This is a genomic window from Nocardia sp. NPDC057455 (genome assembly GCF_042802775.1).
In the GTDB taxonomy this organism is placed as follows: Bacteria; Actinomycetota; Actinomycetes; order Mycobacteriales; family Mycobacteriaceae; genus Nocardia.
In genome coordinates this window covers 12,630-36,752 of sequence record NZ_JBHVDM010000010.1, presented here as the reverse complement: position 1 = coordinate 36,752, position 24,123 = coordinate 12,630, and the positions used below count along the sequence as shown (strand labels likewise).

28 protein-coding genes are annotated in these 24,123 nt (G+C 68.7%); 11 read left to right on the top strand and 17 right to left on the bottom strand.

Annotated elements, in window-relative coordinates; genetic code table 11:
• Positions 1-81 precede the first annotated feature (81 nt).
• Both ACFU5M_RS06120 and ACFU5M_RS06115 read left to right on the top strand, forming a co-directional pair.
• Positions 82-678, top strand: coding sequence for an NTP transferase domain-containing protein (locus ACFU5M_RS06120; protein ID WP_379044535.1), 597 nt, complete (start codon positions 82-84; stop codon positions 676-678).
• A gap of 13 nt (positions 679-691) precedes the next feature.
• The gene (locus tag ACFU5M_RS06115; protein WP_379044532.1) at positions 692-1,729 is read left to right on the top strand and encodes an XdhC family protein; all 1,038 of its coding nucleotides are present in this window, start codon (positions 692-694) and stop codon (positions 1,727-1,729) included.
• On the opposite strand, the gene ACFU5M_RS06110 is transcribed toward ACFU5M_RS06115, so the two are convergent.
• The 4 genes from ACFU5M_RS06110 to ACFU5M_RS06095 all read right to left on the bottom strand — a co-directional run bounded on the left by ACFU5M_RS06110 (position 1,730) and on the right by ACFU5M_RS06095 (position 5,412).
• Positions 1,730-2,815 (bottom strand): ABC transporter substrate-binding protein, encoded by a 1,086-nt coding sequence (locus ACFU5M_RS06110; protein WP_379044529.1) that lies wholly within the window; start codon positions 2,813-2,815, stop codon positions 1,730-1,732.
• A gap of 90 nt (positions 2,816-2,905) precedes the next feature.
• Complete coding sequence (locus ACFU5M_RS06105; RefSeq protein WP_379044526.1) at positions 2,906-3,703, bottom strand: ABC transporter permease; 798 nt, start codon at positions 3,701-3,703, stop codon at positions 2,906-2,908.
• A 34-nt stretch (positions 3,704-3,737) separates the two neighbouring features.
• The gene (locus ACFU5M_RS06100; RefSeq protein WP_379044523.1) at positions 3,738-4,484 is read right to left on the bottom strand and encodes an ABC transporter permease; all 747 of its coding nucleotides are present in this window, start codon (positions 4,482-4,484) and stop codon (positions 3,738-3,740) included.
• Positions 4,485-4,608: 124 nt separating this feature from the next.
• Positions 4,609-5,412, bottom strand: a complete 804-nt coding sequence (locus ACFU5M_RS06095) for an ABC transporter ATP-binding protein (protein WP_379044520.1) — start codon at positions 5,410-5,412, stop codon at positions 4,609-4,611.
• A 154-nt stretch (positions 5,413-5,566) separates the two neighbouring features.
• Here ACFU5M_RS06095 and pnuC point away from each other — a divergent pair, with 154 nt between their 5' ends.
• Positions 5,567-6,256 carry a nicotinamide riboside transporter PnuC gene (gene pnuC, locus ACFU5M_RS06090; protein WP_379044516.1) on the top strand — a complete coding sequence of 230 codons (690 nt, stop codon included), beginning with the start codon at positions 5,567-5,569 and terminating at the stop codon, positions 6,254-6,256.
• A gap of 105 nt (positions 6,257-6,361) precedes the next feature.
• On the opposite strand, the gene ACFU5M_RS06085 is transcribed toward pnuC, so the two are convergent.
• From ACFU5M_RS06085 to ACFU5M_RS06065, 5 genes are all read right to left on the bottom strand, one after another.
• The gene (locus ACFU5M_RS06085; RefSeq protein ID WP_379044513.1) at positions 6,362-7,153 is read right to left on the bottom strand and encodes a DeoR/GlpR family DNA-binding transcription regulator; all 792 of its coding nucleotides are present in this window, start codon (positions 7,151-7,153) and stop codon (positions 6,362-6,364) included.
• Positions 7,154-7,264: 111 nt separating this feature from the next.
• Positions 7,265-8,002, bottom strand: a complete 738-nt coding sequence (locus tag ACFU5M_RS06080) for a TetR/AcrR family transcriptional regulator (protein ID WP_379044510.1) — start codon at positions 8,000-8,002, stop codon at positions 7,265-7,267.
• Positions 8,003-8,094: 92 nt separating this feature from the next.
• Positions 8,095-8,970, bottom strand: coding sequence for a carbohydrate ABC transporter permease (locus ACFU5M_RS06075; RefSeq protein WP_379044507.1), 876 nt, complete (start codon positions 8,968-8,970; stop codon positions 8,095-8,097).
• Entirely contained in the window at positions 8,967-9,830 is an 864-nt protein-coding gene (locus ACFU5M_RS06070) for a carbohydrate ABC transporter permease (RefSeq protein WP_379044504.1), read from the bottom strand. Before ACFU5M_RS06070 ends, ACFU5M_RS06075 begins: the two co-directional genes overlap by 4 nt.
• A 19-nt stretch (positions 9,831-9,849) precedes the next feature.
• Positions 9,850-11,100 (bottom strand): extracellular solute-binding protein, encoded by a 1,251-nt coding sequence (locus ACFU5M_RS06065; protein WP_379044500.1) that lies wholly within the window; start codon positions 11,098-11,100, stop codon positions 9,850-9,852.
• Positions 11,101-11,259: 159 nt separating this feature from the next.
• Between ACFU5M_RS06065 and ACFU5M_RS06060 the strand changes: the two genes are divergently transcribed.
• On the top strand, positions 11,260-12,168 hold the full coding sequence (locus tag ACFU5M_RS06060) for an SIS domain-containing protein (protein WP_379044497.1): 909 nt from the start codon (positions 11,260-11,262) through the stop codon (positions 12,166-12,168).
• Here the strand turns inward: ACFU5M_RS06060 and ACFU5M_RS06055 are convergent.
• Positions 12,163-12,426: a hypothetical protein gene (locus ACFU5M_RS06055; RefSeq protein WP_379044494.1), complete on the bottom strand. Its 264-nt coding sequence runs from the start codon at positions 12,424-12,426 to the stop codon at positions 12,163-12,165. The two genes, ACFU5M_RS06060 and ACFU5M_RS06055, sit on opposite strands and share 6 nt — an antisense overlap.
• Positions 12,427-12,565: 139 nt before the next feature.
• Between ACFU5M_RS06055 and ACFU5M_RS06050 the strand changes: the two genes are divergently transcribed.
• The 5 genes from ACFU5M_RS06050 to ACFU5M_RS06030 all read left to right on the top strand — a co-directional run bounded on the left by ACFU5M_RS06050 (position 12,566) and on the right by ACFU5M_RS06030 (position 18,256).
• A complete protein-coding gene (locus ACFU5M_RS06050) occupies positions 12,566-13,642 on the top strand; it encodes an ROK family protein (protein WP_379044491.1) in 1,077 nt (358 codons plus the stop codon).
• Between the two features lie 334 nt (positions 13,643-13,976).
• A complete protein-coding gene (locus ACFU5M_RS06045; RefSeq protein ID WP_379044488.1) occupies positions 13,977-15,128 on the top strand; it encodes an N-acetylglucosamine-6-phosphate deacetylase in 1,152 nt (383 codons plus the stop codon).
• Between the two features lie 8 nt (positions 15,129-15,136).
• Complete coding sequence (locus ACFU5M_RS06040) at positions 15,137-16,078, top strand: hexose kinase (RefSeq protein WP_379044485.1); 942 nt, start codon at positions 15,137-15,139, stop codon at positions 16,076-16,078.
• 376 nt (positions 16,079-16,454) lie between these two features.
• Complete coding sequence (locus ACFU5M_RS06035; protein WP_379044482.1) at positions 16,455-17,291, top strand: class II fructose-bisphosphate aldolase; 837 nt, start codon at positions 16,455-16,457, stop codon at positions 17,289-17,291.
• A gap of 98 nt (positions 17,292-17,389) precedes the next feature.
• Positions 17,390-18,256, top strand: coding sequence for a DUF559 domain-containing protein (locus ACFU5M_RS06030; protein WP_379044479.1), 867 nt, complete (start codon positions 17,390-17,392; stop codon positions 18,254-18,256).
• Positions 18,257-18,494: 238 nt separating this feature from the next.
• Here the strand turns inward: ACFU5M_RS06030 and ACFU5M_RS06025 are convergent, their stop codons facing one another.
• Both ACFU5M_RS06025 and ACFU5M_RS06020 read right to left on the bottom strand, forming a co-directional pair.
• Complete coding sequence (locus ACFU5M_RS06025; RefSeq protein WP_379044476.1) at positions 18,495-18,692, bottom strand: DUF397 domain-containing protein; 198 nt, start codon at positions 18,690-18,692, stop codon at positions 18,495-18,497.
• Between the two features lie 10 nt (positions 18,693-18,702).
• Entirely contained in the window at positions 18,703-19,563 is an 861-nt protein-coding gene (locus ACFU5M_RS06020; RefSeq protein WP_379044473.1) for a helix-turn-helix domain-containing protein, read from the bottom strand.
• A gap of 182 nt (positions 19,564-19,745) precedes the next feature.
• Between ACFU5M_RS06020 and ACFU5M_RS06015 the strand changes: the two genes are divergently transcribed.
• Positions 19,746-20,048, top strand: a complete 303-nt coding sequence (locus tag ACFU5M_RS06015; protein ID WP_379044469.1) for a hypothetical protein — start codon at positions 19,746-19,748, stop codon at positions 20,046-20,048.
• Between the two features lie 56 nt (positions 20,049-20,104).
• Positions 20,105-20,545, top strand: coding sequence for a DUF4254 domain-containing protein (locus ACFU5M_RS06010; protein ID WP_379044466.1), 441 nt, complete (start codon positions 20,105-20,107; stop codon positions 20,543-20,545).
• Position 20,546: 1 nt separating this feature from the next.
• Here the strand turns inward: ACFU5M_RS06010 and ACFU5M_RS06005 are convergent, their stop codons facing one another.
• From ACFU5M_RS06005 to ACFU5M_RS05985, 5 genes are all read right to left on the bottom strand, one after another.
• Positions 20,547-20,837 carry a DUF3349 domain-containing protein gene (locus ACFU5M_RS06005; protein ID WP_379044463.1) on the bottom strand — a complete coding sequence of 97 codons (291 nt, stop codon included), beginning with the start codon at positions 20,835-20,837 and terminating at the stop codon, positions 20,547-20,549.
• A gap of 14 nt (positions 20,838-20,851) precedes the next feature.
• Positions 20,852-21,187 carry a DUF3349 domain-containing protein gene (locus ACFU5M_RS06000; protein WP_379044460.1) on the bottom strand — a complete coding sequence of 112 codons (336 nt, stop codon included), beginning with the start codon at positions 21,185-21,187 and terminating at the stop codon, positions 20,852-20,854.
• A gap of 11 nt (positions 21,188-21,198) precedes the next feature.
• Positions 21,199-21,483 (bottom strand): hypothetical protein, encoded by a 285-nt coding sequence (locus tag ACFU5M_RS05995; RefSeq protein ID WP_379044457.1) that lies wholly within the window; start codon positions 21,481-21,483, stop codon positions 21,199-21,201.
• Between the two features lie 11 nt (positions 21,484-21,494).
• Complete coding sequence (locus ACFU5M_RS05990) at positions 21,495-22,706, bottom strand: anion permease (RefSeq protein WP_379044454.1); 1,212 nt, start codon at positions 22,704-22,706, stop codon at positions 21,495-21,497.
• Between the two features lie 90 nt (positions 22,707-22,796).
• Positions 22,797-24,050 carry a lipase family protein gene (locus ACFU5M_RS05985; protein WP_379044451.1) on the bottom strand — a complete coding sequence of 418 codons (1,254 nt, stop codon included), beginning with the start codon at positions 24,048-24,050 and terminating at the stop codon, positions 22,797-22,799.
• Positions 24,051-24,123 lie beyond the last annotated feature (73 nt).

The window sequence follows — 24,123 nt, the reverse complement described above, 5'->3', positions numbered from 1 at the left end:
GCCTTCGGCGTGTCGCTCGCGCGGGCGTCTGAGCACCGGCAACTCGTGCGGCGCAGACCGCGCGGTATTACCGTTTCAGCCATGGCCGATCTCGATCGTCCCGCCGTCGCGCCCTGCGCGGGCGTCGTCCTCGCCGCGGGCGCCGGAACCCGCTACGGAAAACCCAAGGTGCTCGCCGAGGGCGGCGCCTGGCTGCGAGCGACCGTCACCGCGCTGCGCGACGGCGGGTGTGACCCGGTCATCGTGGTCCTCGGCGCGACCGGCCCGACGCCGCGGATCGTCGACCTGCCGCCGGGCGTGCGGCACGTGTGGGCCGCGGACTGGGCCACCGGCATGAGCGCATCGCTGCGGGCGGGCCTGATCGCCGCGGCGGGGACTCCCGCACGCTACGCCGCGATCATGCCGGTGGACACTCCCGATGTCGGAGCCGACGTGGTCGCCCGGGTGCTCTCCGCCGCGCTGGCGTCCCCCGGCGGCCTGGCACGTGCTGTGTTCCATCACACACCCGGACACCCTGTTGTTATAGCTCACAAGCACTGGAATGCGGTTTGTGGGTCGGCAGCAGGAGATTCCGGAGCCCGGACCTATTTGACCGGCAGAAACGATATGGTGTGCGTCACGTGCGACGATTTGGCGACGGGCGTCGATCGTGACTTCCCGGCCACGACCGCACGGTGATCGGAGCTAGCTGATGCGGGACATCGTCGACGACCTGTTGCGGGTGTGGCACTCGGGCCGGACCGGCGGGCTCGGCACCATCGTGCGCACCGTGGGCGCCGCCCCGTTACCGGTGGGCTCGGCGATGCTGGTCGACCCCGACGGGGGCGTCTACGGATCGGTCGCCGCGGGCGGACTGGAGGAGATCGCGTACGAGGCGGTGCTCCAGGCGGCACGCACCGGCCGTCGCGCGATGCACCGCTTCGGCGTAGCCACCGGCCTGGAGGCGGGCGGGAACGGCGAGGGGATGATGGACGTCTTCACCGAACCGTTCTCGCGAAGACACTTCCCGGAGTTCCCGGATGTCGCCGCCGAGATCGCGGCGCACCGCAGGGTCACCGTCTTCACGGTGGTCTGGAACTCCGACTCCGACCTGATCGGCCAGCACCTGATCACCGACAAGCGACACGCCACCGAACTGGTCGCGCTACCGGATTCGGACGTCTTCGTGTCCTCCTTCGCCCCGCCGCCGCGGCTGATCATCTTCGGCGCGAATTCTTTCGCCGCCGCACTGACCGTGCAGGCCGGGTTGCTCGGCTACCGGGTGACGATCTGCGACTCGCGCCCCAATTTCGCCACCCCGGAATCGTTTCCCGGCGCCGAGGTAGTGGTCGACTGGCCGCACCGCTACCTCAACACACTTACCGCGGCCGGTGAGATCGACAGCAGCACAGCGATAGTCGTCCTCTCGCACGATCCCATGTTCGAAATCCCGCTGCTCACCGTGGCGCTCCGACTACCCGAGCTCGGTTATCTCGGCGCCATGGGCTCACGCCAGGTGCACCTACGGCGGATCGAGGATCTCCAGGCAGGCGGTTTCGGCCCGGAGACGCTCGCACGGCTGCACTCGCCCGCCGGATTGGACATCGGCGCGCGCACCGCCCCCGAGATGGCCGTGGCGATCGCCGCCGAACTGCTGGCCGCCCGCGCCGCGCAACCGGCGCGAGCGGCCGACCCGCACAGCGGTGAATTCCCGATCACATCGCGAACCGCTGTCGGACTGAGCATCTGACTATTTCAGGCTGGGGTTTTCGGCGTACACCTCGCGCAGCACGGACAGGTCGAACAGCTGTGCGGCCTTGATATCTATCTTCGCGGCGCGCAGCGCGACGATATTCTGCTCGATCAGCGCGTCGGTCATGGAGAGCAAACCATTGGCGGCGGTGTCCGCCGAGACCACCAGATCGTTCTGCGCGCGAGCCTCTTTCGTCTGCTCGGCGAGATCGAGCTTCTGATCCTTGCCGTACACCTCGACCGCGAGCCGGGCCGATTCGGCCGGGTCGGCCACCGCGTCCTTCCAGCCCTTGATCTCGGCGGCCAGGAAGGCCTTCAGCTTGTCGCGCTCCTTGTCGATGGTGGACTGCGCGACCGTCAGCGTCTCCGCGACCAGCGGCAGGTCGAAGTCGGCGAACAAGAAGTGCGTGTTCTGGAAACCTCTGGCCGCCAGTGTGATCGGTTCGTTCGTCACGTAACTGACCCATCCGTCGACCTCCCCGTTGGCCAGCGGCGTCGGGTCGTATTGCGCGGGCACGACGGTGACATCGCCCGGCTTCAGCCCGTTGGCGGTGAGCAGCGCTTGGAAGATCAGCTGGTTGGTGTCCTGCACACCGATCCTGCGGCCCTTCATGTCCTGGGGCGAGTGGATGGGTCGCGCAGCGGCGGACACGATCGCGAACGGATTCTTCTGATAGGTGGTGGCGACGATCTTGGCGGGCAGCCCCTCCAGGATCGCCGGTGCGGTGGTCTGCGGCGCGGACAAGCCCAGCCACACCTTCCCGGTGTCCAGTCCGGCCTCCACCGAAGTGCTGGCCGCGCCGCCCGCGACGAGGTCGACCGAGCCGAAACCGGCTTCCTTGAAATAGCCTTTCGAATCGGCGAAGTATTCGCCGGCGAATTCGATGTTCTTCAGCCAGGACAGCTGCACCGCGACGCCGCCGTACTTCGAACCGTCCTCGGTGGTGCCGCCCGACGAGTCGCCCGCGTTCCCGCAGGCGACCAGCGCCCCCGCACCACCGAGCGCGGCGCCGGTGAACGCGGAGTAACGGAGGAACGAGCGTCGGTTCAGGTGCCCGGACGTGGAGCGTTGCGCGGGTGTCATGGGCCGAATCTAGGTGTAGCGCGTTTCATTTTCTTTACTTTGGCGTTCCGGGCGCGGATTCGCGCGGTATCGCCGGGCCGGGCCGCTCGGTCAGAGTCGTCCCGCTTCCGGACCGAACCGTGCGAGCACCAGGTTCTCGACCACACCGACGATCGCGTAGAGCACCACCGAGACCAACGTGACGATGACGATCGAGGCCCACAACTTGCTGTACTGGAACGTCGGAATCGCCCGGATCAGACCCGCGCCCAGGCCGGTCCCGCTGCCGAGCCACTCCCCCAGCAGCGCGCCGATCAGCGCGCCCGGCACCGAGATCCGCGCGGCGGCGAACACCGAGGGCAACGCCGCGGGCACGGCCACCATGCGCAACCCGGTCCAGCGGGAACCGCCGTACGCGGCCACCAGTTCCAGCGCCTGCCGCGGCGCGTTGCGCAACCCCGCCATGATCATGACCAAGGCGGGGAAGAACACCACGATCGCGGCGAGCACCGCGACGCCGGCGAGGCCACGGCCGAACACCAGCACGATGATCGGCGTGAGCGCCACCAGCGGCACCGAGCGCAGCAGCACGGCCACCGGGAGGAAGGTCTGCTCGACCGCGGCGAACGACACGAACAGCGCGGCGACCACCAGCGCGGCGAGCATGCCCGCGCCGAACCCGATGGCCGCGTCGCGCAAGGTGATCTGCAGATCATCCAGGATCGCCTGCCGCGCGGTGGCGGCGTTGGGCGCCGTCACCAAGTAGGTCCAGATATCGCCGGGCGTCTTGCCGACCCGAGGGCCGACCTGCGGGAACATCTTCAGGAAGACGTACCAGATCACCAGCATCAGCAGCAGCGAGGTGGCCAGCGGGAACAGGAAGAGGCCGATCCGTCGCAGGAGATTCATCGGGCGTCCTCCGTAACCTGTTGCGTCCGAATGCTCATCGCGCCTCCCGCCCGGTCCAGGGCGCGGCCAGCCGGGCGGCCAGCGCCACCAGCGCGTAGCCGAGTCCGGCCAGCGCCGCGGCGGCCAGCGCCATGCCCCAGGTGCGTGGCACGTTGTAGGACGTCTGCGCGGCGGTCAGCGCCACCCCGATTCCGCTGTCCACACCGCCGAGGTACTCGCCGATGATCGCGCCGAGCACGGCCGACGGCGCGGCGATCTTCAACGCCGCGAACGTGCTGGGCAGCGCCGAGATCGCCTGCACCCGGTACAGCTGCTGCCCGCGCCCGCCGCCGTAGGCGCGCACCAAGTCCAGGCTGGTCCGGTCGGCCGAACGCAATCCGGCGACGGTGCCGACCATCGTGGTGAAGAAGCAGTACATCGCGGCGAGGAACACTGTCGGCGTGCGTCCGCCGAAGACCACCAGGATGATCGGGCCCAGCGCGAGCAGCGGTGTGCAATAACTCAGGATCGCCAGCTGGGTGGCCAGCGACTCGATCGGCGGGACCAGCACGATCAGGACGGCCAGCGCGATGGCCAAGCCGTTGCCCCAGACGAATCCCTGCAGCGCACCGAGCGCGGTGATCCGGAAATTGGGGCCGTACAGGTCCCATCCGTCGGTGTACATGGTGTGCAGCACCTGCCAGGGGCTGGGTATGGTGCCGCCCGCGACCTCGAGCGCCGCGAGAGCCCACCACCCCGCGACCAGTCCGAGTACGCCGAGCACGCCCGCGAAGCGCTTCATGCCACACCGCCCGTTCGACGGATACAGCATCCCGGCGAATGTCGGCGCACCGGCCTGGTGTGCGCACCGGGCCGCTGCCGCCCCGGCTTGCCGTATCGCAGACAGCGTTCCGGTTGCGGCGCGTTCACGCGACTCCTCCCTTTCCCGACGTCCCGAACAGCAGTTCCGACAGATAGTCGTGCAGCTTGTGGAATTCCGGGGTCCGCATCATCTCCGGCAGCCGTGGGCGCGGCAGATCGATCTCGACCAGCTCCAGCACCCGCCCCGGCCGCGGGCTCATCACGGCCACCACGTCGGACAGGAACACCGCCTCCGCGATGCCGTGGGTGACCATCAGCGTCGTCGCGGGCTTCTCGGTCCAGATCCGCAGCAACTCCAGGTTGAGCCGCTGCCTGGTCATGTCGTCGAGCGCTCCGAACGGTTCGTCCAGCAGCAGTACGGTCGGCTGCACCACCAGCGCCCGCGCGATCGAGACGCGCTGACGCATCCCACCCGACAGCTGCGCGGGCTTGGCCTTCTCGAAGCCCTCCAGTCCGACCAGCCGGATCAGGTCATCGATCTGCCCCGGCTCCGGCTTGATACCCGCGACCTCCAGCGGTAAGGCGATATTCGAGGCCACCGACCGCCACGCCAACAGCGCCGAATCCTGGAACGCGATGCCGAACGCGTGGCGGCCGCGCAACTCGGCGGGCGTCGCGCCATCGATCAGCGCCGTGCCCGCGGTCGGCGTCTCCAGGTCGGCGAGGATGCGCAGCACCGTCGACTTGCCGCAGCCGGACGGGCCGAGCAGCGACAGGAACGCGCCCTGCTCGGTGTGCAGATCGACGCTCGCCAGCGCCTGCACGGTCTTCCGCCCGACCCGGAAAAACTTGGTCAATCCGCTGAGATGAATTCCGGTCCCCCCGGCGGTACCGCTCTCCGTGCTCATGACGGCCACGATAAGAGCACCCCATTGCACGGACGTTGCGAATCGCGTCGCCGGATTGCGCAATCGTTACGGTCCGCACCGCGGCGGCGGGGTGGATTTCGAATCGGGGCGATCCGATCGGATGAGATACGCCTCGCCGCGGGTTACACGACAGGTGAACCCGATCCTCACGCTGCTCGACGCCAAGCTGCACATCGCGGGCTCGGAGATCCTCTGGCGCGAAGTGATCGGCAACGGCTTCGGCCTGGCCTCCGCGATCGGCGGCATGCGGCGGCGCGTCTGGGCCTGGCCGGTCGGCATCGCCGGGAACGCCCTACTGTTCACCGTGTTCGTCGGCGGGGTGTTCCACACCCCGCAGCAATTGAATATGGCCGGGCAGGCCGGACGTCAGCTGATGTTCGTCGCGGTCAGCGTGTACGGCTGGTGGAGCTGGTACCGGCACGCGGCGCGGGAAACCGGCCTGGAGCATCGCGGCGTCGACCCGCGCTGGGCGAGCACGCGCGAACGCGTGATCCTCGTGGCCGCGATGCTCGCGGGCACGGCGGTTTTCGCCCAACTCTTCGCGTGGCTGGATTCCTACGGCCCGTGGGCCGAGGCGTGGATCTTCACCGGCTCGGTCCTGGCCACTTACGGCATGGCCCGAGGGCTGGCCGAATTCTGGTTGATCTGGATCGCGGTAGACCTGGTCGGTATTCCGCTGCTGGTGCGGGCGGGCTACTACCCGTCGGCCGCCCTGTACCTCGTCTACGCGGGCTTCGTGGCCTGGGGGTTCCTGGTCTGGCGACGCAGCATCCGCCCCGCCGCCGAGGTTTCGCGGTCCCTGGCACCGGCAGCCGCGAAGTAGATTCGCCGAAACACCGGCCGGCGAACGGTTCCCCCGACATCCTGGTCGCGCCACAAGCCGGCAGTGCCGGCAGCTTTCGGACGGCGTCCCACCGAATTCCCGCGCCTACACCACGTCGACCCGTACACCCGCCGCGCGGATCGTCTCCACCGCCGCCGGATCCGCACCGGTGTCGGTGACCAGCACCTGCACCTGCTCGATGCCGCAGATGCGGGCCAGGGCGGTGCGCTCGAGCTTGTCGCCGGTGGCCACCACCATCACCCGGCCGGAACGCCGCACCATCTCGGTGGTCACCCCGGCCTCGTCGATGTGCCTGCACTGGGCGCCACCCGCGACCGAGATCGCGTTCACGCCGAGCACGAGTTCGTCGAGCCGCAATTCGGCCAGCGCCCGTTCGGCCAGCGGCCCGTGCAGTTCGTAGGACTCCCGCCGGGCCACCCCGCCGAGCACGATCGTGCGCATGTGCGGCCGCAGCACCATCTCGCCCGCGATGTTCAGCGCGTTGGTGACGATGGTCAACTGCTCGTCAGCGGTCGACCCGAGATCCGTGCGCCCGGCCAGTGCCCTGGCCACCGCCGTGGTGGTGGTGCCGCCGTTCATGCCCACCACGGCGTTCGGATTCACCAGAGCGGCAGCGTGTTCGGCGATGCGCTGCTTGGCCTCGCCCGCACTCTGCCGGTATCGCGCTGGTAGGTCGTAGGCCACCGAGGTGGCCACCACGCCGCCGTGCGTCCTGGTGGCCAGTTGCTGTTCGGCGAGCGCGGTGAAGTCCCGGCGCACCGTCGCGGCGGACACGCCGAGCCGTTCGGAGGCTTCCTCCACCGAGAGGCGTCCGGCTTCGGCGAGCAGTTCCAGCAACCGGTTCCACCGTTGCGGACGATCGGGCGGTCCGGTCATCTCACACCGCCCCGGTCGCGCGGGAAACCTGCTGTTTCGGCGAGCACGCGAACAATCTGACCACACGCGTGTGCCGACCGGAGCGATCCCCCACGACCGCGGCAGACCGGCTCAGGACACATCGGCCTCGACGGAGGGTCGCTGCGGAAGCGCGACGGGGATTCGCCCGGCCCCGGTTTCCGTCGGCGGATCGACGCGCGTGCCGGAGAGGCCGGAATTCACGAAGTAGGCGATCTCCGCGCAGATCTCGTCCAGGCTCACCGTCGCCTCCGGCTCGGTGCTCTGAACCAATTCCTGGGCGAGCGAGGTGACCGCCCCGATCACGGCCAGCGCGAAGAGGTCGAAACGCCGCGGGCCGGTCTCGCCCCGCCCGACGGCGCGTTCTGCCTCGCTGATCAGCAACGACGACAGCAAGCGGCGCTGCTGCCTGCGCCACTCCTCCACCGCGGCGCTCACGCCGACCACTTCGACATAGCAAACGCGCGCGCACCGGGCATCGGCACACGTCACGCCCAGGTACGCGCGGAAACTCGCCACCACGCGTATGGGCAAGGGCTCGTTCTCGGTCGCCGCCAGGGCCGCCAGCGCGTATTCCAGCGCACGGGAGGTGATGCGATTCGCCAAGGCGATGAGCAGAGCCTCGCGGCTGCCCATGTCCTCGTAGAAACTGCGCGTGGAGACGTTCGCCAGGGCGCAGAGGCGTTCGATCGAGGTGGCCGCGTAACCCTGGGTGCCGAATAGTTCGAGGGCGGCATCGATCAGGCGGGTCTGCCGCTGGGCAACCCGCTGCTCCTTGGACAGCCCGCCGTAGCTGCGACCGTCCTTGGGTCCGCGCTCCCGCCATGTCACCGTTCGATGCTACCGCGCGGCTACCCTCGGTCAGCGCGTCGAACGCTGGTGCCGTGGCGATTCCGGCATCCGGGCGGTCCGGCGCTCGCACGTTATTTCACACTGCCCGCGGTCAGTCCGGCCACCAGACGCTTCTCGATGAGCGCGAACAGCAGCACCACCGGAATGATGCCGACAGTGGAAATCGCGAACACGTATTGCCACGCGGTGTCGTATTGGCCGACGAACTTGGTCAGCGCCACCGACAGCGGTTGGTTCTCCGGCGTGGTCAGCACGACCAGACTGGCGGCGAATTCGTTCCAGCACGCCACCACCACGAAGATCGTCGCCGTGACGACGCCCGGCCAGACCAGCGGCAGGCTCACCCGGACCAGCGTCTGCGCGCGGCCGAGTCCGTCGAGCATCGCGGCCTCCTCGATCTCCACCGGGATCGCGGCGAAGAAACTGTGCAGGATCCACACCGCGAAGGACAGGTTGAACGCCGCGTTCACCAGGATCATCGCCAGCCAGGTGTCGTTGATGCCGAGCGCGAAGAACTCGCGGATCAACCCGGTGACCAGCACCGTCGGCTGCAACATCTGGGTCACCAGCACCACACCGAGAAATACCGCGCGCCCCGGAAACCGGTGCCGCGCCGTGTAATACCCCGCCGGTATCGCCACGGCAAGCACCAGCGCGGTGGCACAGACCGCGATGATGATCGTGCTGACGAGGTTGAACGGCAGCGGCGTCTCCGGGGTGTCCCACATCGTCGCGTAGTTGTCCGGATGCCAGGACTGCGGCAGATACGTCGGCGGGATGCGCAGGATCTCTGCCCTGCTCTTCAGCGAACCGAGCACCATCACGACGAACGGCAGCAGGAACAGCACGGCGAGCACCACGCCGATCGCGGTGAGCTCCCAGCGGCGTCGTCCGGCGCGGGTCGCCGACGGGACGGCCTGCTCGATGGCCTCGGCCTGCGCCGTCATCGGTCGATCTCCCGGGTCGGGCGGACCAGCCGAACGTAGATCGCGATGACGACTATGATCAGCGCGAAGTTCAGCACGCTCATCGCCGCCGCGGTGTCGATCTGCTGGTTCTGCCGGATCAGCTTGAACGTGAGCGTCGTCGTGGTGTCCGCCGAGAACCCCGCGATGCTGCCCGTGATCACTTGCAGGATAGGCAGCGAGTTGAACACGTTGATGATGTTGATGATGGTCGCCACCGCGATCGCCGGACGCAACTGCGGCAGGGTGAGGTAGCGGTAGCGCTGCCACGCGTCCGCGCCGTCGACTCGCCCCGCCTCATCGATCTGCGCCGGAATCGACTGGAGCCCGGCGAGAATCGTGTAGGTCGTGAACGGCACCGACACGAACACCGCCACGCCCATCGCCACGAGGAACGCCTGCGTCGGCTGCTTGGTGAAACCGTAACCGCGGTCGAGCAGCCCGATGTCGACCAGGAACCGGTTCGCGATGCCGACGTCCGGATCGAGCATGTAGTAGAAGATCGTCGTCGTCATCACCACCGACGCCGCCCACGGCACCAGAATCGCCATCCGCACCGCGGTGCGTCCGGGGAAATCCTTGTTCAGGAACTGGGCCAGCGCCGCGGACAGCACCAGGGTGATCAGCACGACGCCGATCACCCAGACCACCGTGTGAGCCAGCACCGAACCGAGTTCCGAGATCCCGAACAGGGTCCGATAGTTGGCCAGTCCGGCGTTGCCGCGGTCCTGGCCGTAGGCGCTGAGGTCCCTGGTGCTGGTCCACACCATGTAGCAGGCGGGGAAGGCGACGACGGCCGCGATCAGCACCAGCGAAGGTCCGATCCACGGCAACGCCGCCACTATTCCTCTGCGCCGCACGTCAGTTCGCGGCTTCCTGGATCCGGCGCAAGACCTGGGCCGGGTCCGCGCCCTGCCCGATGGTGCCCATCTGCTGGCGGATGGCGCCTTGAGCCGCTGCCCATTTCGGGTTGTTGCTCGGATAGAACCGCGCCACCGGAAGCGTGGCGGCGAATGCCTTGGTCACCGGGTCCTCGGCGAGCGCGGTCGCGGCACTGTGCGTGATCGGGATGAAGCCCTCGTGCTTGACGAAGTCCGCGTACACCGCGGCCGAGTAGAAGAAGTCGAGGAACTTCCTGATCGACTCGGCCTTGGCGCCGTCCTTCTTGAACGCCATCAGGTGATCGGCTACCCCGAGCGTCACCGGTGTGCCGGTCTTGGTCGGGGAGGGCGCGGTCGCGTACCGCAGGCCGGGGTTCTTCGCGAGGATCTGGCCGATGGTCGGCGGCAGCGCTTCGATCATGCCGATCTTGCCCTGGATGAAGGCGTTGATCACGTCCTTACGGTCGGTCGCGCCCGGATTGGGCTGAGTCGCACCGGCATCGATGAGTTCACGCATGGCCCGTACACCCTCCAGGTTCTCGGGGGTGTCCACGGTGATCCGGTCGCCGTCGGCCCAGGACCCGCCCGCGCCGAAGGTCCAGATGGAGGTCTCGCCCTGCGCCTCCTCGCTGCCGAGTGGAAGCCCGTACCCGGAGACGCCGCCGCCGAGCGCTTGAATCTTCTTCGCCGCGTCGGTCAACTCGGCCCAGGTCTTCGGCGGCCGGGGGATGCCCGCCTGCGCGAACAGCTCGGCGTTGTAGAACAGCGTGCGGGTGGAGGCGAACAGCGGCAGCGCGTACTGGGTGCCGTCGAGTGCCGCGTTCTGCGCGAAAGCCGGTTGGATGTCGGCCAGCACCGGCGCGGAGACGATGTCGGTGGCCGGGTAGAGCAGGCCGTCGCCCGCGAAGCTGGCGTAGGCGTCGATGTTGAGCAGGTCCGGGGTGGTCGACGGCGACTGGAGCTTGGTGCGCACCACGTCGTTGATCGAGTTCCACGACTCCATCTGCAAGTTGACGGTGACGCCCGGGTTCTGCTTCTGGAATTCGGCGATGATGCCGTCCCACAGCGCCTTGGTGCCCGTGGCGCCGTCGCTGTAGGCGGGTGCGAGGAAATTGATCGTGGTGGCGGAGTCCGCGGCGTCTTTCGAACCGAACCCGCAGGACGAGAGGGTCAGCGCGACGCCGGTGACCAGCGCGACTCCGGCAAGTACGCGACGAAATGGTCTTTTCACGAGCAGAACCTTTCAGATTTACCCACACGGCGCCAGCGGAGCCGCCGATGATGGGAGGACGCACGGTCCGTGCGCCTCAATCTAGCCCGGATCGTGATCATATGTGACCGATTTGCTCGTAAATTTGACATAAACGATCACGAGGATTTAGCTGTTCCGGTGCCTACTTCTGCCCGCACACCAGAGCCGCATCTGGCCACCGAGGTGGCCACCCAGCCGGACGACTGGACGCACGCCGCGACCATCGCCGCCGATCATCACGCCGCGCTGCCGAGGCCGGGCGAGCGCGTCGCTGTGATCGGTTGCGGCACTTCGTATTTCATGTCGTGTGCGATCGCGGCGCTGCGGGAGGGCGCGGGCGCTGGGATCACCGACGCCTGGCCCGCCAGCGCGGTCCGCCCGCGTGGATACGACCGCTACCTCGTGATCTGCCGCTCCGGCACGACCACCGAGGTGGTGCGCGCCATGCGGGACATCCCGGCGCACGTCCCCCGCGCGGTGATCTGCTCCAGTCCCGGCACGCCCGTGCTCGACCTGGGCGACCCGATCCTGATCGACCGGGTCGACGAGCGGTCGGTGGTGCAGACGCGCTTCGCGACGACCACCCTCGCCATCCTGCGCAGCCACCTGGGCGAGGATCTGACGCCGGTGATCGCCCAGGCTCGCGCGGTGCTCGCCGAGGATCCCGCCGAATCGCTGGCGGCGGTTCGTAGCGCCGAGCAGATCAGCTTCGTCGGCATGGGATTCGCGGCTGCCATCGCCGACGAGGCGGCGCTCAAGCTGCGCGAATCCTGCCAGTCCTGGACGGAGGCGTATCCGGCGACCGAGTACCGCCACGGCCCGATCGCCATCTCCGCGCCCGGACGCGCGGTCTGGGCCTTCGGAGCACTGGAGCCGGGCTTCGCCACCGACGTCACCGCCACCGGCGCCCACCTGGAACACCGCGACATCGACCCGATGGCAGACCTGATCCGGGTGCACCGGCTCTGTCTCCTGCGCTCCGCCGACTCGGGACTCGACCCCGACCACCCGCGCGGCCTGAATCGCTCGGTGGTCCTGAAGTCATGATCGCGGGCGTGCGGTGAACGTCGGCCGGGGGCGGGTAGCGCAGATGGCGGACCCGGCGAAGCGCGACCCGCACAGCCGACTCGCACCGCCGACCGTGATGCTCCAGCCGCTCGCGGCCGCGCGCACCGCCACGCCGCCCGTGATGCACCAGCCGCTCGCGGCCACGCGCACCGCCACGCCGCCCCAGCGCGTCGAACCGCGACAGCCCGCGATCACACCGGTCGCAGGCACCGACCACACCGCCGCGCCGACGATCACACCACCATCCGTGGGTCGATCCGAACGCCCAGCATCACCGGCCCCGGGAGTGGGGACCGAATCCTCGCACGATGGCACGACATCTCCGCAGGCCGCGCGCGCAAGGGCGCAGGAGTCGGCACGAGCTACTGTGCCGAGAATGGGAACCGAACAGCCGCGGACGTCGGCGGGCGAGTCCGTCTCCGGACCGCGCAGTGCGGGGGCGGACCGCGCGCGCCCCGACGACCGGCTGACCACACGGCGGGGCTCGGCCGGGCAGCGCACCGCAGTGCCGAGCACAGCGGCCGATGCGGCTGCGCTGCCGGGCGACGCGCTCGTCCTCGGATTGGATGTCGGCGGCACCACCATCAAAGGCGAAGTCACCGATGCCGCGGGCGCGGCCTCGGCCGTGGGCACGGTCGCCACGCCACACGGTCCGGCAGCCTTCGACGCGGTGGGTGAACTGGGCGAACGATTGCTGGCGGAACTGCCGGAAGCCGACCGTCGTCGGGTGCGCCGGGCTGCCGTCGTCCTTCCCGGCATCGTCGACACCGCCCGGTCGATCGCGGTGTTCAGCAGCAATGTCGGGTGGCGGGACGTGCACGTGGGCGACCGCTTCGCCGAGCTCTGGGGTATGCCGACGCTGATCGAACACGATGTGGCCGTGGCCGGTTGGGCGGAATGGCGGTACGGCGCCGGGCAGGGCTACGAGAACGTGTGCGTCGTCATCCTCGGCACCGGCATCTCGGGGACGCTGGCGGTCGGTGGACGGCTGGTGCGCAGCAGTTACGGGCAGGTCGGCGAGTACGGGCACGTGCCGGTGCGGCGCGTGGGCGGATTGCCCTGCCCTTGCGGCAATACCGGCTGCGTCGAGACGGTCGCCTCGGGGGCGGCCATCGCGCGGGCCTACACCCGGCGCACCGGGCGCGAGAGCGGTGGCGCGGCGGAAGTCTTCGCGCTCGTGTCCACCGACCCGGACGCGGCCGCCGTGGTGCAGGACGCGGTCGACGCGCTCGCCGACGGGCTGGTCGGCATCGTGCACGCGGCCTGCCCCGAACTGGTCGTCCTCGGCGGCGGGCTCGCCGGAGCCGGCGCGGCGCTCACCGACCCACTGCACCGTGCACTATCCGACCGCCTCCGCTTGGTCCCCACGCCCCGAGTGGTGCTCGGCGAGTTCGGCGCTCGTGCGGGCCTCGCGGGCGCCGCCCTCTTCGCCCGCCACGGAGCATTGGCATGACACCACGTCGGAAACCGATCTGTGACCGGCACCTTCCCGGGCGTTGGTCGGAACGGGGTCGATTTCGTCGCCGAGCCGACCGGGCCGATGCCGAACGTGATCTGCGTCCACGTCCAGTCCGTGGGTCCGACGGTCGACGAGATGGCGGAAACTTCTCGGACTCGAATCCGGGCGGCGCGATCGTTCAACCGCCGACCCGCCGTGGTGCGACGGGTGCATCCGCCGCGCGGCACGCTGACCGTCGCGTACGGCTGAAGCCACCACCGCGCGCGTACTCCGCCGACCGCTTCCGCCCGGCGAACGCTATCCGAACCGCGAGCCGAGAGGCACTGACATGACAGAGCTGACGATCCGGGGACGCATCGTCTCGGCGAGCGTCGCGCTGGACGACGGCGTGGTGATGATCTCCGGGGAGCGGATCGAGGCGGTGCGGTCGTTCGCGCAGTGGCGCGCGGCGCATCGCGATTTACCTGAGCCGCCATTTTCTGGGACCGTGTTGCCGGGGCTTGTGGACATTCACAATCACGGCGGATTCGGCTATCGATTCGATACCGTCGACGGCGCGCACGCACGGTCCGCCGCCCAATCGCACCATGCGCACGGCTCGACCACAGTGGTGGCGAGCGTGGTCACCGGTCCTGTCGAGGACATGGTGGCGCAGACCGCCGCGTTGCGCGAACTCGCCGAGGAAGGCGTGCTCGGCGGTATTCACATCGAGGGGCCGTTCCTGTCCGAAGCGCGCTGCGGAGCGCAGGATCCGCGATACCTGTGCGACCCCGATCCCGAACTGACCGACCGGCTGCTGAGCGCGGGCGGCGCGCATCTGCGCGCGATGACTCTCGCGCCGGAGCGTCCCGGTTACGCGGCCGTCGCACAGCGGCTGGCCGACAACGGTGTGGTCGTCGCGCTCGGCCACAGCGACACCGACTATGCGTCCTTCCGGAATGCTCTGCGACCCAATGGATCGGCAAGCCTCGTGACGCATCTGGCGAACGGCATGCCGCCGCTGCACCACCGGCACCCCGGCCCGATCGCCGCGGCTCTGGTGGCCGCTGCGGCGGGCGACGCGATCGTGGAGCTGATCGGCGACGGCGTGCACGTGGACCCCGGCTTCGCCGCGCTGGTGTTCGCGACCGCGCCGGGGCGCGTCGCGCTGGTCACCGATGCCATGCAGGCGGCAGGCCTCGGCGACGGCGAATACCGGCTCGGCCCGCAGCCGGTGACCGTGCGCGACGGAGTGGCACGGGTCGCCAACGGGTCTATCGCGGGCGGCGTCAGCACCCTGCTGGAGTGCGTCGCGCGCGCCGTACGCGAATCGGGTGTCCCGTTGCGGGACGCGGTGCCGGCGGCCACCTCGGTTCCGGCCGCCGCGCTCGGGCTCGCCGATGTCGGTGACCTGCGGCCCGGCCAGTTCGCCGATATATTGACAGTCAGTGACAATCTCCACTTGCGCAGGGTGCTCAGACGAGGACAGTGGTTGAGGTGATCCTCACCGTGACAATGAATCCCGCGTACGACATGACCTATCGCGTCGAACGTTTCGAACGCGGGCAGGCCCACCGGGTCCGGTCGGTGGAGCAACGCATCGGCGGCAAGGGCATCAACGTGACCCGGGTGCTGAATCAGCTCGGCAAGTACGCCAGAGCCACCGGGTTCTCCGATCACGCCTTCGCGGCGGCCGCCGATTTGGAGATGCCGGTCGACTTCGTGCACGCGCTGCCCTGGGTGCGCCGCACGGTAGTGATCAGCGAGTCCGAGGACGGCACCGCCACCGCGCTGTGGGAGCCGGGCGCGCGGGTCTCCAATCCGCACGCCGCCGAGCAGTTGTCCGTCCGGGTGGCGGGCCTGCTGACCGACATCGCCGGGTTGGTCATCTCCGGTTCGCTGCCGGGCGGCATCGACCCCTCGCTGCCCGCCGAGATCGCCCGCACCGCCATCGCGGCGGACGTGCCGACCATCTGCGACGTCGACGGTGACGCGCTGCGCTTGGCCGCCCAGGTGCCGGGCATCGTGCTCACGCCGAACGAGAGCGAGCTCCAGCGCCTCACCGGCGCGGAGCCCGTGACCGCCGACGACATCGTCAGCGCCGTGCAGCCGCTGATCGATCAGGGCGTGCGCGCCGTGATCGCGACCCGCGGCCCCGAGGGGATCACCGCCGTGACCGCCGACGGCGCGTGGTCGGCGGCACTGGCCGAGCCGCTCGCAGGCAATCCCACCGGCGCGGGCGATGCCGCGGTGGCGGCCGTGATCGCCGCCCTCTCGTCCGAATCACGCACCGACTGGCCCGCCCTGCTCGCCGACGCGGTCGCGACCTCCGCGGCTGCCGTGGTCGTCCCGGTGGCCGGTGAGATCGACCGCTGCCTGCGCACCCGCCTCACCCCGACCGTCCGGATTCGAGAACTGGATCTACCAGCACCGCAGGAGGCCGCCCCGTGACAGCCGTCCACCACTCCTTTCTGGTCGGCCGCCGGCCGTGCGAGCCGACAAGCCACGGTGGCGAGCGGGTTGCTCGAGCGACACGACCGAACTACGGAATCCCGACCCCACCATCACAAGCACGGTTCGCGTGGCGAACGCGGCGCAGCGTCGACACTCCGACGACCACGTTCCCAGCCTGCGGCAAGCCGACTACGAACGGTACGGCCTCGCCCGTACCGCCGCGATCGTGGCCGGTGGCGCGCCGCGCCGGACGCGGGATCGGCGGACCTTTTCCGCTCGCACATCGCCACACCTTCACACTCCGACGGAGCCGAACCAACCAGGAAGGTTCGCAAGCGCGGACGGGCCGCGCATTCTCGCGAGAGCACGCGCTATGCCGCTGACCTCGATCCCCGAACTGATCGCCGCGGCCCGTCCGGGCGGACTGGGCGCGTTCAACGTGATCACCCTCGAGCACGCCGAGGCGATCGTGGCCGCCGCGGAATCGGCGAAACGGCCGGTGGTCCTACAACTATCGGAGAACACCGCGCTCTATCACGGTGGCATCGCCCCGCTCGCACTCGCCTGCCTGCGCATCGCCGCCGACAGCGACGCGGCGGTCGCGGTCCATCTCGACCATGCCACCAGCGCCGAATTGATCCATATCGCGGTGGATCTCGGCATCCGCTCGGTCATGTACGACGGCTCGGCCCTCGACTACGCCGACAACGTCTCCGCCACCGCCGCGATCACCGCGTGGTGCCACGAACGCGGTGTGCACATCGAAGCCGAACTCGGTGCGGTGGGCGGCAAGGACGGCGCTCACGCGCCCGGCGCGCGCACCGATCCCGACGAGGCGGTCGAGTTCGTACACGCCACCGGCGTCGACGCACTCGCGGTCGCCGTCGGCTCCTCGCACGCCATGCAGACTCGCACCGCCGAACTCGACAACGACCTGATCGCCCACTTGGCCGCGAAGGTCCCCGTCCCCCTGGTGCTGCACGGCTCCTCCGGCGTCCCCGATCACGGCCTGCGCGCCGCCGTCGACCACGGCATGACGAAGATCAACATCGCCACCCGCCTCAATATCCGCATGACGTCCGCCATCCGCGAGCGCCTGACAACCGACCCCGACCTCTCCGACCCACGCAAATACCTCACCCCCGCCCGCGTCGCCGTCCAATCGGAAGTCGAACACTTCCTCCACCTCCTCTGGATGCCCACCGCCTGACGTCCACGAGTGGCACACCACCGTGCGGCCCTCTCGCGTTTTGGCACAGCCATGTGCCACTCGCCAGATATGTCGGGGGTGGTGGGGAGGATGGGGGTATGGGGGAAGTCGGGGAGGTTTTTCCGGGAAGTTGGGCGGTACGGGCGGGGGTGGTGAGTGCCTGGGAGTTGCGGAAGGATTTCGAGCGGGTGCATCCGGATGTGTATGTCCGGAGGGGGATTCGGCTGGATGCGCGGGGCCGCGCACAAGCGGCCGGGCATTGGGCGAAAGGCTCCGGGGTTTTGGTCGGGTTCTCCGCGGCGGCTATGCACGGGACGCTGTGGCTGGATGACAAGCCTGCCGAGATCACGCTACCCACTCGCGCCCGGCCGCCACGGCACGTGCTGGTCTACCGGGACGCCATCCCCGCCGGCGAAGTGTGCACGGTGGGCGGTTTCCGCTGCACCACACCGGCTCGGACCACGTTCGACCTTGCACGACGACTCGACTTCGGCGAGGCGGTCGAAGTCGTCGATGCCCTCTGCAACGCCACCCGGCTGACTATCCCGGACATCGAGCGGCTGGCCGATCGTCACCCGCGTGCACGCGGCGCTACGAGCCTGCGCCGGACGCTGCCCTATATCGACGGCGGTGCGGAGTCTCTTCAGGAAACGCGCACGCGCTTGTTGCTCCGGCAGGCCGGACTACCCGCACCGGAAACCCAGATTCGCGTTCCGGGCCCGGACGGAATGACCTTCGCACGCCTCGACATGGGCTGGCATAGATGGCGAGTCGGCGTCGAATACGACGGAGCCCACCACTGGACCAACCGCGACCAGCGCGCCTGGGACATCGACCGCACCGCCGCCCTCGAATCCCTCGGCTGGACCCTCATCCGCGTAAGCGCCGCTCTCCTCACCCACCGCCCCCACACCATCACCGCCCGAGCCCGTGCAGCCCTCCGCCGCCACGGTGCCGATCTCTGACGAGTGGCACACCATCGTGCGGCCCTCTCGCGTTTTGCCACAGCCATGTGCCACTCGCGGAAGGAAACGGCCGGCGGCGCGTGCGAGGGGTTTGCGCGCCGTCGGCCGGTTCGGTGGTGGGCAGGGCAGTTGTCCACCGGTGGAGATGTCGATGGATCGCTTCGCATCGACGGGGACACTCTTCCCGGTGGAGCTGAGTGCTCGGTGTTGTGGAGCTGAGAGTCGGCTGGGAGGTGTGTCAGGGGAGTTGGGTGCGGATCGCTGCGGTGAATGCTGCCCACTGGGTCGGCGTGAACGCCAGGATAGGCGATGCTTTCGGCGACTCATGGAACTTGCTGTCTCGCACCAGGACTCGACCGCCGTCGAAGCAGACTTCGACGCAGGCGGTGCTGTCGTTCGAATGTGATGACTTGAACCAGCCGACCGCGCTCCCCATACCGATCACGCTACAGCGCGGCGAGTCTGCGTTCGATCAACGTTATCGACTCGTTCCGCGAGAGCGCATGCTCGGCGAGAGTGGTGGCGAACATGGTCCCGAGGTGACGCACCGGTTCGCTCTCCTCGATCACTCCGAGATGGACCAGTGTCTCGGTCCACGCCACGTCGGGAAGGAGTGCGCTGTCGAACCCGAGCAGGTGGAACGACGCACCGGTCAGCAGTACACCACCTGGCGCGTCGAACGGTACAACCCGAACGTCGACTGTGTCGACGTGCGTATCGGTAACCGAAAGAAGATGAGACAGCTGATTTTTCAGCACTGCCACACCTCCCGTGCGCTGGGTCAGCGCGGCCTCGTTGACGATCGCGGCGACCTGTAGCGGCTCCGATCCGGTGAGCCGCTGCTGACGTCGCATGCGAACTTCGACCCAACGCTCGATTTCCACCTGCCGCACTCGCGCCCGGTCGTTGGCGATCACCGCCCGCGCGTAGTCCTCGGTTTGCAAGAGACCGGGAATCAAGATGCTCGTGTAACTACGAATGCTCTGCGCCCCGTGCTCCAATCCGTAGAGTCGTATCACCTCGTCCGACAGCAACCCCGCGTACTCCGACCACCACCCGCGTCGCTTCGCGATGTCGCGCAGCCGCAACATCTCCTCGCGCTCCTGCGGGTCGAATTCGAGCAGGCTCATCAGATTTCGCAGTTTGTCCTCAGCCAGGACGCGTTCTTTCTCCACCTTCGACCAGTACGACAGCGTGAAGCCGAGCTCTTTGGCGATGACGGACGCGGATACGTCGAACTCGTTGCGGCGGCGCTTGATTCGGAGCATGAGCTCCCAGCGCGCGACCGTGGGCGAGAGTGGCGCCATCGTCCGATGAGTCCTTCCGGCTGTTCGTGCAGATGACCGTACCCGCATTCACAGGGAGGCAAGCTTGTCAAATTGACTGGTCAAGTTGACCTATCAGTGGTCTCGCACCTACGCTGCTTGTGTTGCGCATCACAGCGGGGCTTCTCGAACGACCCCGCTCGGCGGGGATGAAGGGGGTTCTGATGTCTGTGCATGTCGTCGACCGGATGTGGATGGTGAGTGACCAGACGCCGCATCAGGCGCGGCGGGTCAGTGACGACGCGTGGGTGGTGTCCTATCTGCGTGGGCGGATGGTGACCACGGAGCAAGCGACGGCGGCTATCCAAGCGGCGGAGATGGTTTCGCTGACGGAGGAGCTGGTGCGCCGCATCGGGCTCACGCCGCTGGAGGCCGTCGGCCTCGTCGTCCTCGAATCGCCTTGGGACACCGGGCCGTTGCGCACTCGGTACCGATTGCCGCGTCCGGGCGGCCGGCATCGTCGATGATTCTTCGCGTCTCGCGTGACGCCCGGCGCGACCATTCGATCCAGGGGGTTATCGCAGTGGAACCACTGCCGACCAAAGAACTCGTCCTGCATGCCTGCCGCACCGCGCCGCGTCGGGCACACCCGATCCTGGAATCCGCCCACCTACTCGCGGGTTTACATCGACGCCGCCTGCGCTGTGACCCGAGCGGATCCAACGACATCGACCGGCACCGCGCCCGCCTCGTCCTGGTCATCGACCGCTGGGTCGCCACCGAGGCGCCGCCGCCACACGGCGGCGCGCACATGCACACCGAAACCGTGGGCATGGTGGTCGACCGGCTCGCCCAGTTCTCCGCCTGCGCGTACGAGATCCTTTCCGGCGCACCGGAATGGGCCGTGCACAACGCCTGGGAGCGCCTCGCCGAACTCGCCCTCGGCTACGAGGATCTCGCCTACGAGGTCGCGGCGGGCGTGCGCCGCCTGCCCTACCTCAGCGGCCCGCGCGACAAGCCATGACTCAGGCATCGTCCGGATTCGGCCAGGCATTGGCCTCGACCCGGGCGCGCACCCGGGCCACGTCGGCTTCGGACGGCATGTCGTTGGTGATCTTGGTGATCAGCACCTGGATGTCGGTCTGGTCGATGTCCATCCCACCGAAGCCGGTCAGCTCGGCGGCGATTCGGGCCACCTCTTCGTCGGACAAGCGTCGGCGCAACAGGGCGAGCAGCGGGATGTAATCGGATTCCGGGACGCCGTCCGGGTATCCGGTACGCAGCCAGCCGATGATCGCGTGCAGGAAGGGTGGCATCGGCGGCGGCTCGGTCAGTCGGAGTCGGCGGGCGGATCGGCCAGCGGCCAGCCGCCCGCGGCCAGATGGGAGGCGACGCGAGCGACGTCGCCCTCGTCCGGCTGTTCCTTGGCGAACCGGGCGATGGCTTGCTCGATCTCCGCGTGAGTGATCGTGCTGTCCGGATTCGAAGCGACCAGCTCCTCGGCGATCGCCACCACCTCGTAGTCGGTGAGGTGCCGGTGCAGCACAGCGAACAGGGCTACATAATCCGACTGCGGAACACCCTGCGGGTAACCCGCGCGCAGCCAGCCCACGACTTTGCCGAGCAGTTTCGGCCGGAGCGGAGCTGGTTTCACTGGATCGGTCACACTGGCACTCCTCACGCCTGCCCGAACAAATGGATGCCGAATCTGGTCGCGATGAACGCTTTCGCCGTGTAGAGAATGCCGCTGACGATCGCCACGACGACCAGCGCGAAGCACGCCACCGCGACCGCGAGGGCGGGATGATTGCGCCGCACAGTGCCCGTACCGGCGTCGGTTGTCACGGCCATGGACCAGAACCGCACCCCGATCGCGAAGATCATCGGCAGGCCCGCGCCGAGCACCAGCCCTGCGACGACGACTTTCCACAGCGAGTTCAGATTCGTGACGAGAGTGTGCACGCTGAATCCTCCTACACCTGGGCCGAACGGTTCTTGTCCGCCGACGTCGCACCTGCGGCGGGCGGGGCGGGCGTGGGCGGATCGTTCCCGTCGCCCGGCCACTCGTTGACGTTGCCGGTGTGCACCGGATCACGCCGCGACCGCAGGTACATCAGTGTCGACAGCCCGATCAGGATGCCGAAGACCACGAGCACACCGGCCAGCCCGCCGATGACGTGGGCGATGGCCCAGCAGATCGCCCCGGTTACCGCGGCCAGCGGCAGCGTGAGCAACCATGCGACCACCATCCGCCCCATCACGGCCCAGCGCACCTCGGCGCCCTTGCCGAGGCCGGTGCCGAGGATCGCGCCGGTGGCGGTCTGCGTGGTGGACAGCGGCAATCCGAAATGAGCCGAGGTCAGGATGATCGCGGCCGAAGCGGATTCCGCCGCGAGGCCCTGCGGCGAGTCGATCTCGACCAGGCCTTTGCCCAGCGTGCGGATGATCCGCCAGCCGCCGAGGTAGGTGCCCGCCGCGATGGCCACGGCGCACGCGGCCATCACCCACAGCGGCAGGTCGTCGTCCTTGGTGAGCGTCCCGTGCGCGACGAGCGCGAGGAAGATCACGCCCATCGTCTTCTGCGCGTCGTTCGTGCCGTGCGCCAGCGAGACCAGCGAGGCGGAGCCGATCTGACCCCAGCGGAAGCCCTCGGTGACCTTCCCTTCGTCGGCGCCGCGGGTGATCCGGTACACCAGCCAGGTGCCGATCGCGGAGACCAGCGCGGCGATGACGGGCGCGAGCACAGCGGGGAGAATGATTTTGGTGAGCACGCCGTCCGACCCGGACGCCCAGATCACCCCGCTCCAGCCGAGCGCGGCCAGCGTCGCCCCGATCAGGCCGCCGAACAGCGCGTGCGACGAACTCGACGGCAGACCGAAAAGCCAGGTGAGCAGGTTCCACAGGATCCCGCCGACCAGACCGGCGAACACGATGACGATCAGATCCTGGCCGCCGACGGCGTCGAGTCGCACGATGCCCTTCGCCACGGTGGCGGCCACGGCCACCGAGAGGAACGCGCCGACCAGGTTCAGCACCGCCGAGAGCGCGACCGCCACCCGCGGCCGGAGCGCACCGGTGGCGATCGAGGTCGCCATCGCGTTGGCGGTGTCGTGGAAACCGTTCGTGAAATCGAATGCGAGCGCCGTGACGATGACGATCAGGAGAACCAGTAATTCGACGGTCACGCCTCCAGTGTGCTGCACCCCCGGATGGCAGGACCATGTCGGTCACCGAAACTGCCGCGGATCGACCTGGACCAGTCTGGTTCGCCCTGTTCAGCCGGATCGGGTGCACCGCGCGGCGACCGGCCTGCCGGCGAACCGATCGTCGATCCAGGAGTTCGCGCCGGGGATGCCGCTGAGGCCGACCAGGAAGTGTTCGCCGAGATAGACCTGGAAGTCCACCGGCGTCCCGGCGCCGCACCAGTCCGCGTACAGCTTTTCCGCCCCGGTCAGCGGCACCCACGGGTCGTGCGTGGCGTGATAGAGGAACACCGGCACCGTCGGCGCGCTCGCGCCCAGCCGATTGGCGGCCAGGATCTCCCTGACCATCGGCAGTTCGGTGGGCGCGGCGGCATGGGTGAGCGCCTGTACCGGAATCGGCGCCACGACACCACCGAACTCCTCCGCGGTCATGCACAGGTCCTTGCCGATCTGGGCCAGTCGCCAGCCGTTGTCGTTCATCAGGCCCAGCAGCTCGGGATACTCCCGCGCCAAGCCGAGCGTCGCGGCCAAGAAGACGCCGGACGCGGCGTTGCGGCCGTTCATGGTGGACAGCAGCATGCCGAAGTCGGCGGGCACGCCGCCGAACGCCGCGCCCACCAGATTCAGCTCGGGCGCGTACGCCGGGGCCAGCTGGGCGGCCCATCCGCTGGCGATGGCGCCGCCGGAGTATCCGGTGACCAACGTCGGAGCATCCGGTCGCAATCCGAGCTCCGGCGTTCGCACTACGGCGCGGATCGAGTCGAGCACCGCGTGCCCGGCCATCAGCCCCGCCCCGTACGCCTGCCGCGGGCCCTGGTGGTCGGGCACGAGCACGGCGTAGCCCTTGGACAACGGAATCTGAGCGCCCCACAACTCGGCCCACAACTGGTTCTTGAGCTCGTAGGACGGTGCGCACCGATGCCCGAGCGAGTCGATCGCGTGATTGAGCGACAGCACCGGTCGCGGCCCCGGCCCGGTCCACGGCGTTCGCGGTACGAGCAACGTCGCGACCACCGGGACCGGATGATCCTTGGAGTCGGTGGACCGGATCAGCAGTTCGGTCGAGTGCAACGGGAACGCGGTCAGGCCGGTACCGCCCGGACGGGACGCGAGAACCGTCCCCGGCGGGGTGTTCTCGAATTCCGGCGGCGGGGTGTAGAACGGATCGCCCAGCGGCGTGGGCAGGATCCCGGAGTACTCGCGCGAAGGCGTGAGGAACTGCTCGATCGGATTCGCCAGTACGGGCGTACCGACCGCGCAGACCGCCAAAGCGCCCAGCAACGCCGCTACCAGCCGGACATAACGTCCGCAGAGCACAATTCGCATCGTCCCACCCACCCGCCGATTCCTTGTCCGGAGGTACGAACCGGCCGGACCATTGCATCGTGGCGGCCATCCG

Excerpts from the sequence above, each read along its gene's own strand:
- ACFU5M_RS06035 (WP_379044482.1), top strand. The coding sequence starts at position 16,455 with ATGCCGCTGACCTCGATCCCCGAACTGATCGCCGCGGCCCGTCCGGGC.
- ACFU5M_RS06105 (WP_379044526.1), bottom strand. The coding sequence starts at position 3,703 with ATGAATCTCCTGCGACGGATCGGCCTCTTCCTGTTCCCGCTGGCCACC.
- ACFU5M_RS05985 (WP_379044451.1), bottom strand. The coding sequence starts at position 24,050 with ATGCGAATTGTGCTCTGCGGACGTTATGTCCGGCTGGTAGCGGCGTTG.
- ACFU5M_RS06115 (WP_379044532.1), top strand. The coding sequence starts at position 692 with ATGCGGGACATCGTCGACGACCTGTTGCGGGTGTGGCACTCGGGCCGG.
- ACFU5M_RS06050 (WP_379044491.1), top strand. The coding sequence starts at position 12,566 with ATGGGAACCGAACAGCCGCGGACGTCGGCGGGCGAGTCCGTCTCCGGA.
- ACFU5M_RS06020 (WP_379044473.1), bottom strand. The coding sequence starts at position 19,563 with ATGGCGCCACTCTCGCCCACGGTCGCGCGCTGGGAGCTCATGCTCCGA.
- ACFU5M_RS06075 (WP_379044507.1), bottom strand. The coding sequence starts at position 8,970 with ATGACGGCGCAGGCCGAGGCCATCGAGCAGGCCGTCCCGTCGGCGACC.
- ACFU5M_RS06100 (WP_379044523.1), bottom strand. The coding sequence starts at position 4,484 with ATGAAGCGCTTCGCGGGCGTGCTCGGCGTACTCGGACTGGTCGCGGGG.
- ACFU5M_RS06030 (WP_379044479.1), top strand. The coding sequence starts at position 17,390 with ATGGGGGAAGTCGGGGAGGTTTTTCCGGGAAGTTGGGCGGTACGGGCG.
- ACFU5M_RS06045 (WP_379044488.1), top strand. The coding sequence starts at position 13,977 with ATGACAGAGCTGACGATCCGGGGACGCATCGTCTCGGCGAGCGTCGCG.
- ACFU5M_RS06015 (WP_379044469.1), top strand. The coding sequence starts at position 19,746 with ATGTCTGTGCATGTCGTCGACCGGATGTGGATGGTGAGTGACCAGACG.
- ACFU5M_RS06085 (WP_379044513.1), bottom strand. The coding sequence starts at position 7,153 with ATGACCGGACCGCCCGATCGTCCGCAACGGTGGAACCGGTTGCTGGAA.
- ACFU5M_RS06095 (WP_379044520.1), bottom strand. The coding sequence starts at position 5,412 with ATGAGCACGGAGAGCGGTACCGCCGGGGGGACCGGAATTCATCTCAGC.
- ACFU5M_RS06025 (WP_379044476.1), bottom strand. The coding sequence starts at position 18,692 with ATGGGGAGCGCGGTCGGCTGGTTCAAGTCATCACATTCGAACGACAGC.
- ACFU5M_RS06120 (WP_379044535.1), top strand. The coding sequence starts at position 82 with ATGGCCGATCTCGATCGTCCCGCCGTCGCGCCCTGCGCGGGCGTCGTC.
- ACFU5M_RS06110 (WP_379044529.1), bottom strand. The coding sequence starts at position 2,815 with ATGACACCCGCGCAACGCTCCACGTCCGGGCACCTGAACCGACGCTCG.
- ACFU5M_RS06005 (WP_379044463.1), bottom strand. The coding sequence starts at position 20,837 with ATGCCACCCTTCCTGCACGCGATCATCGGCTGGCTGCGTACCGGATAC.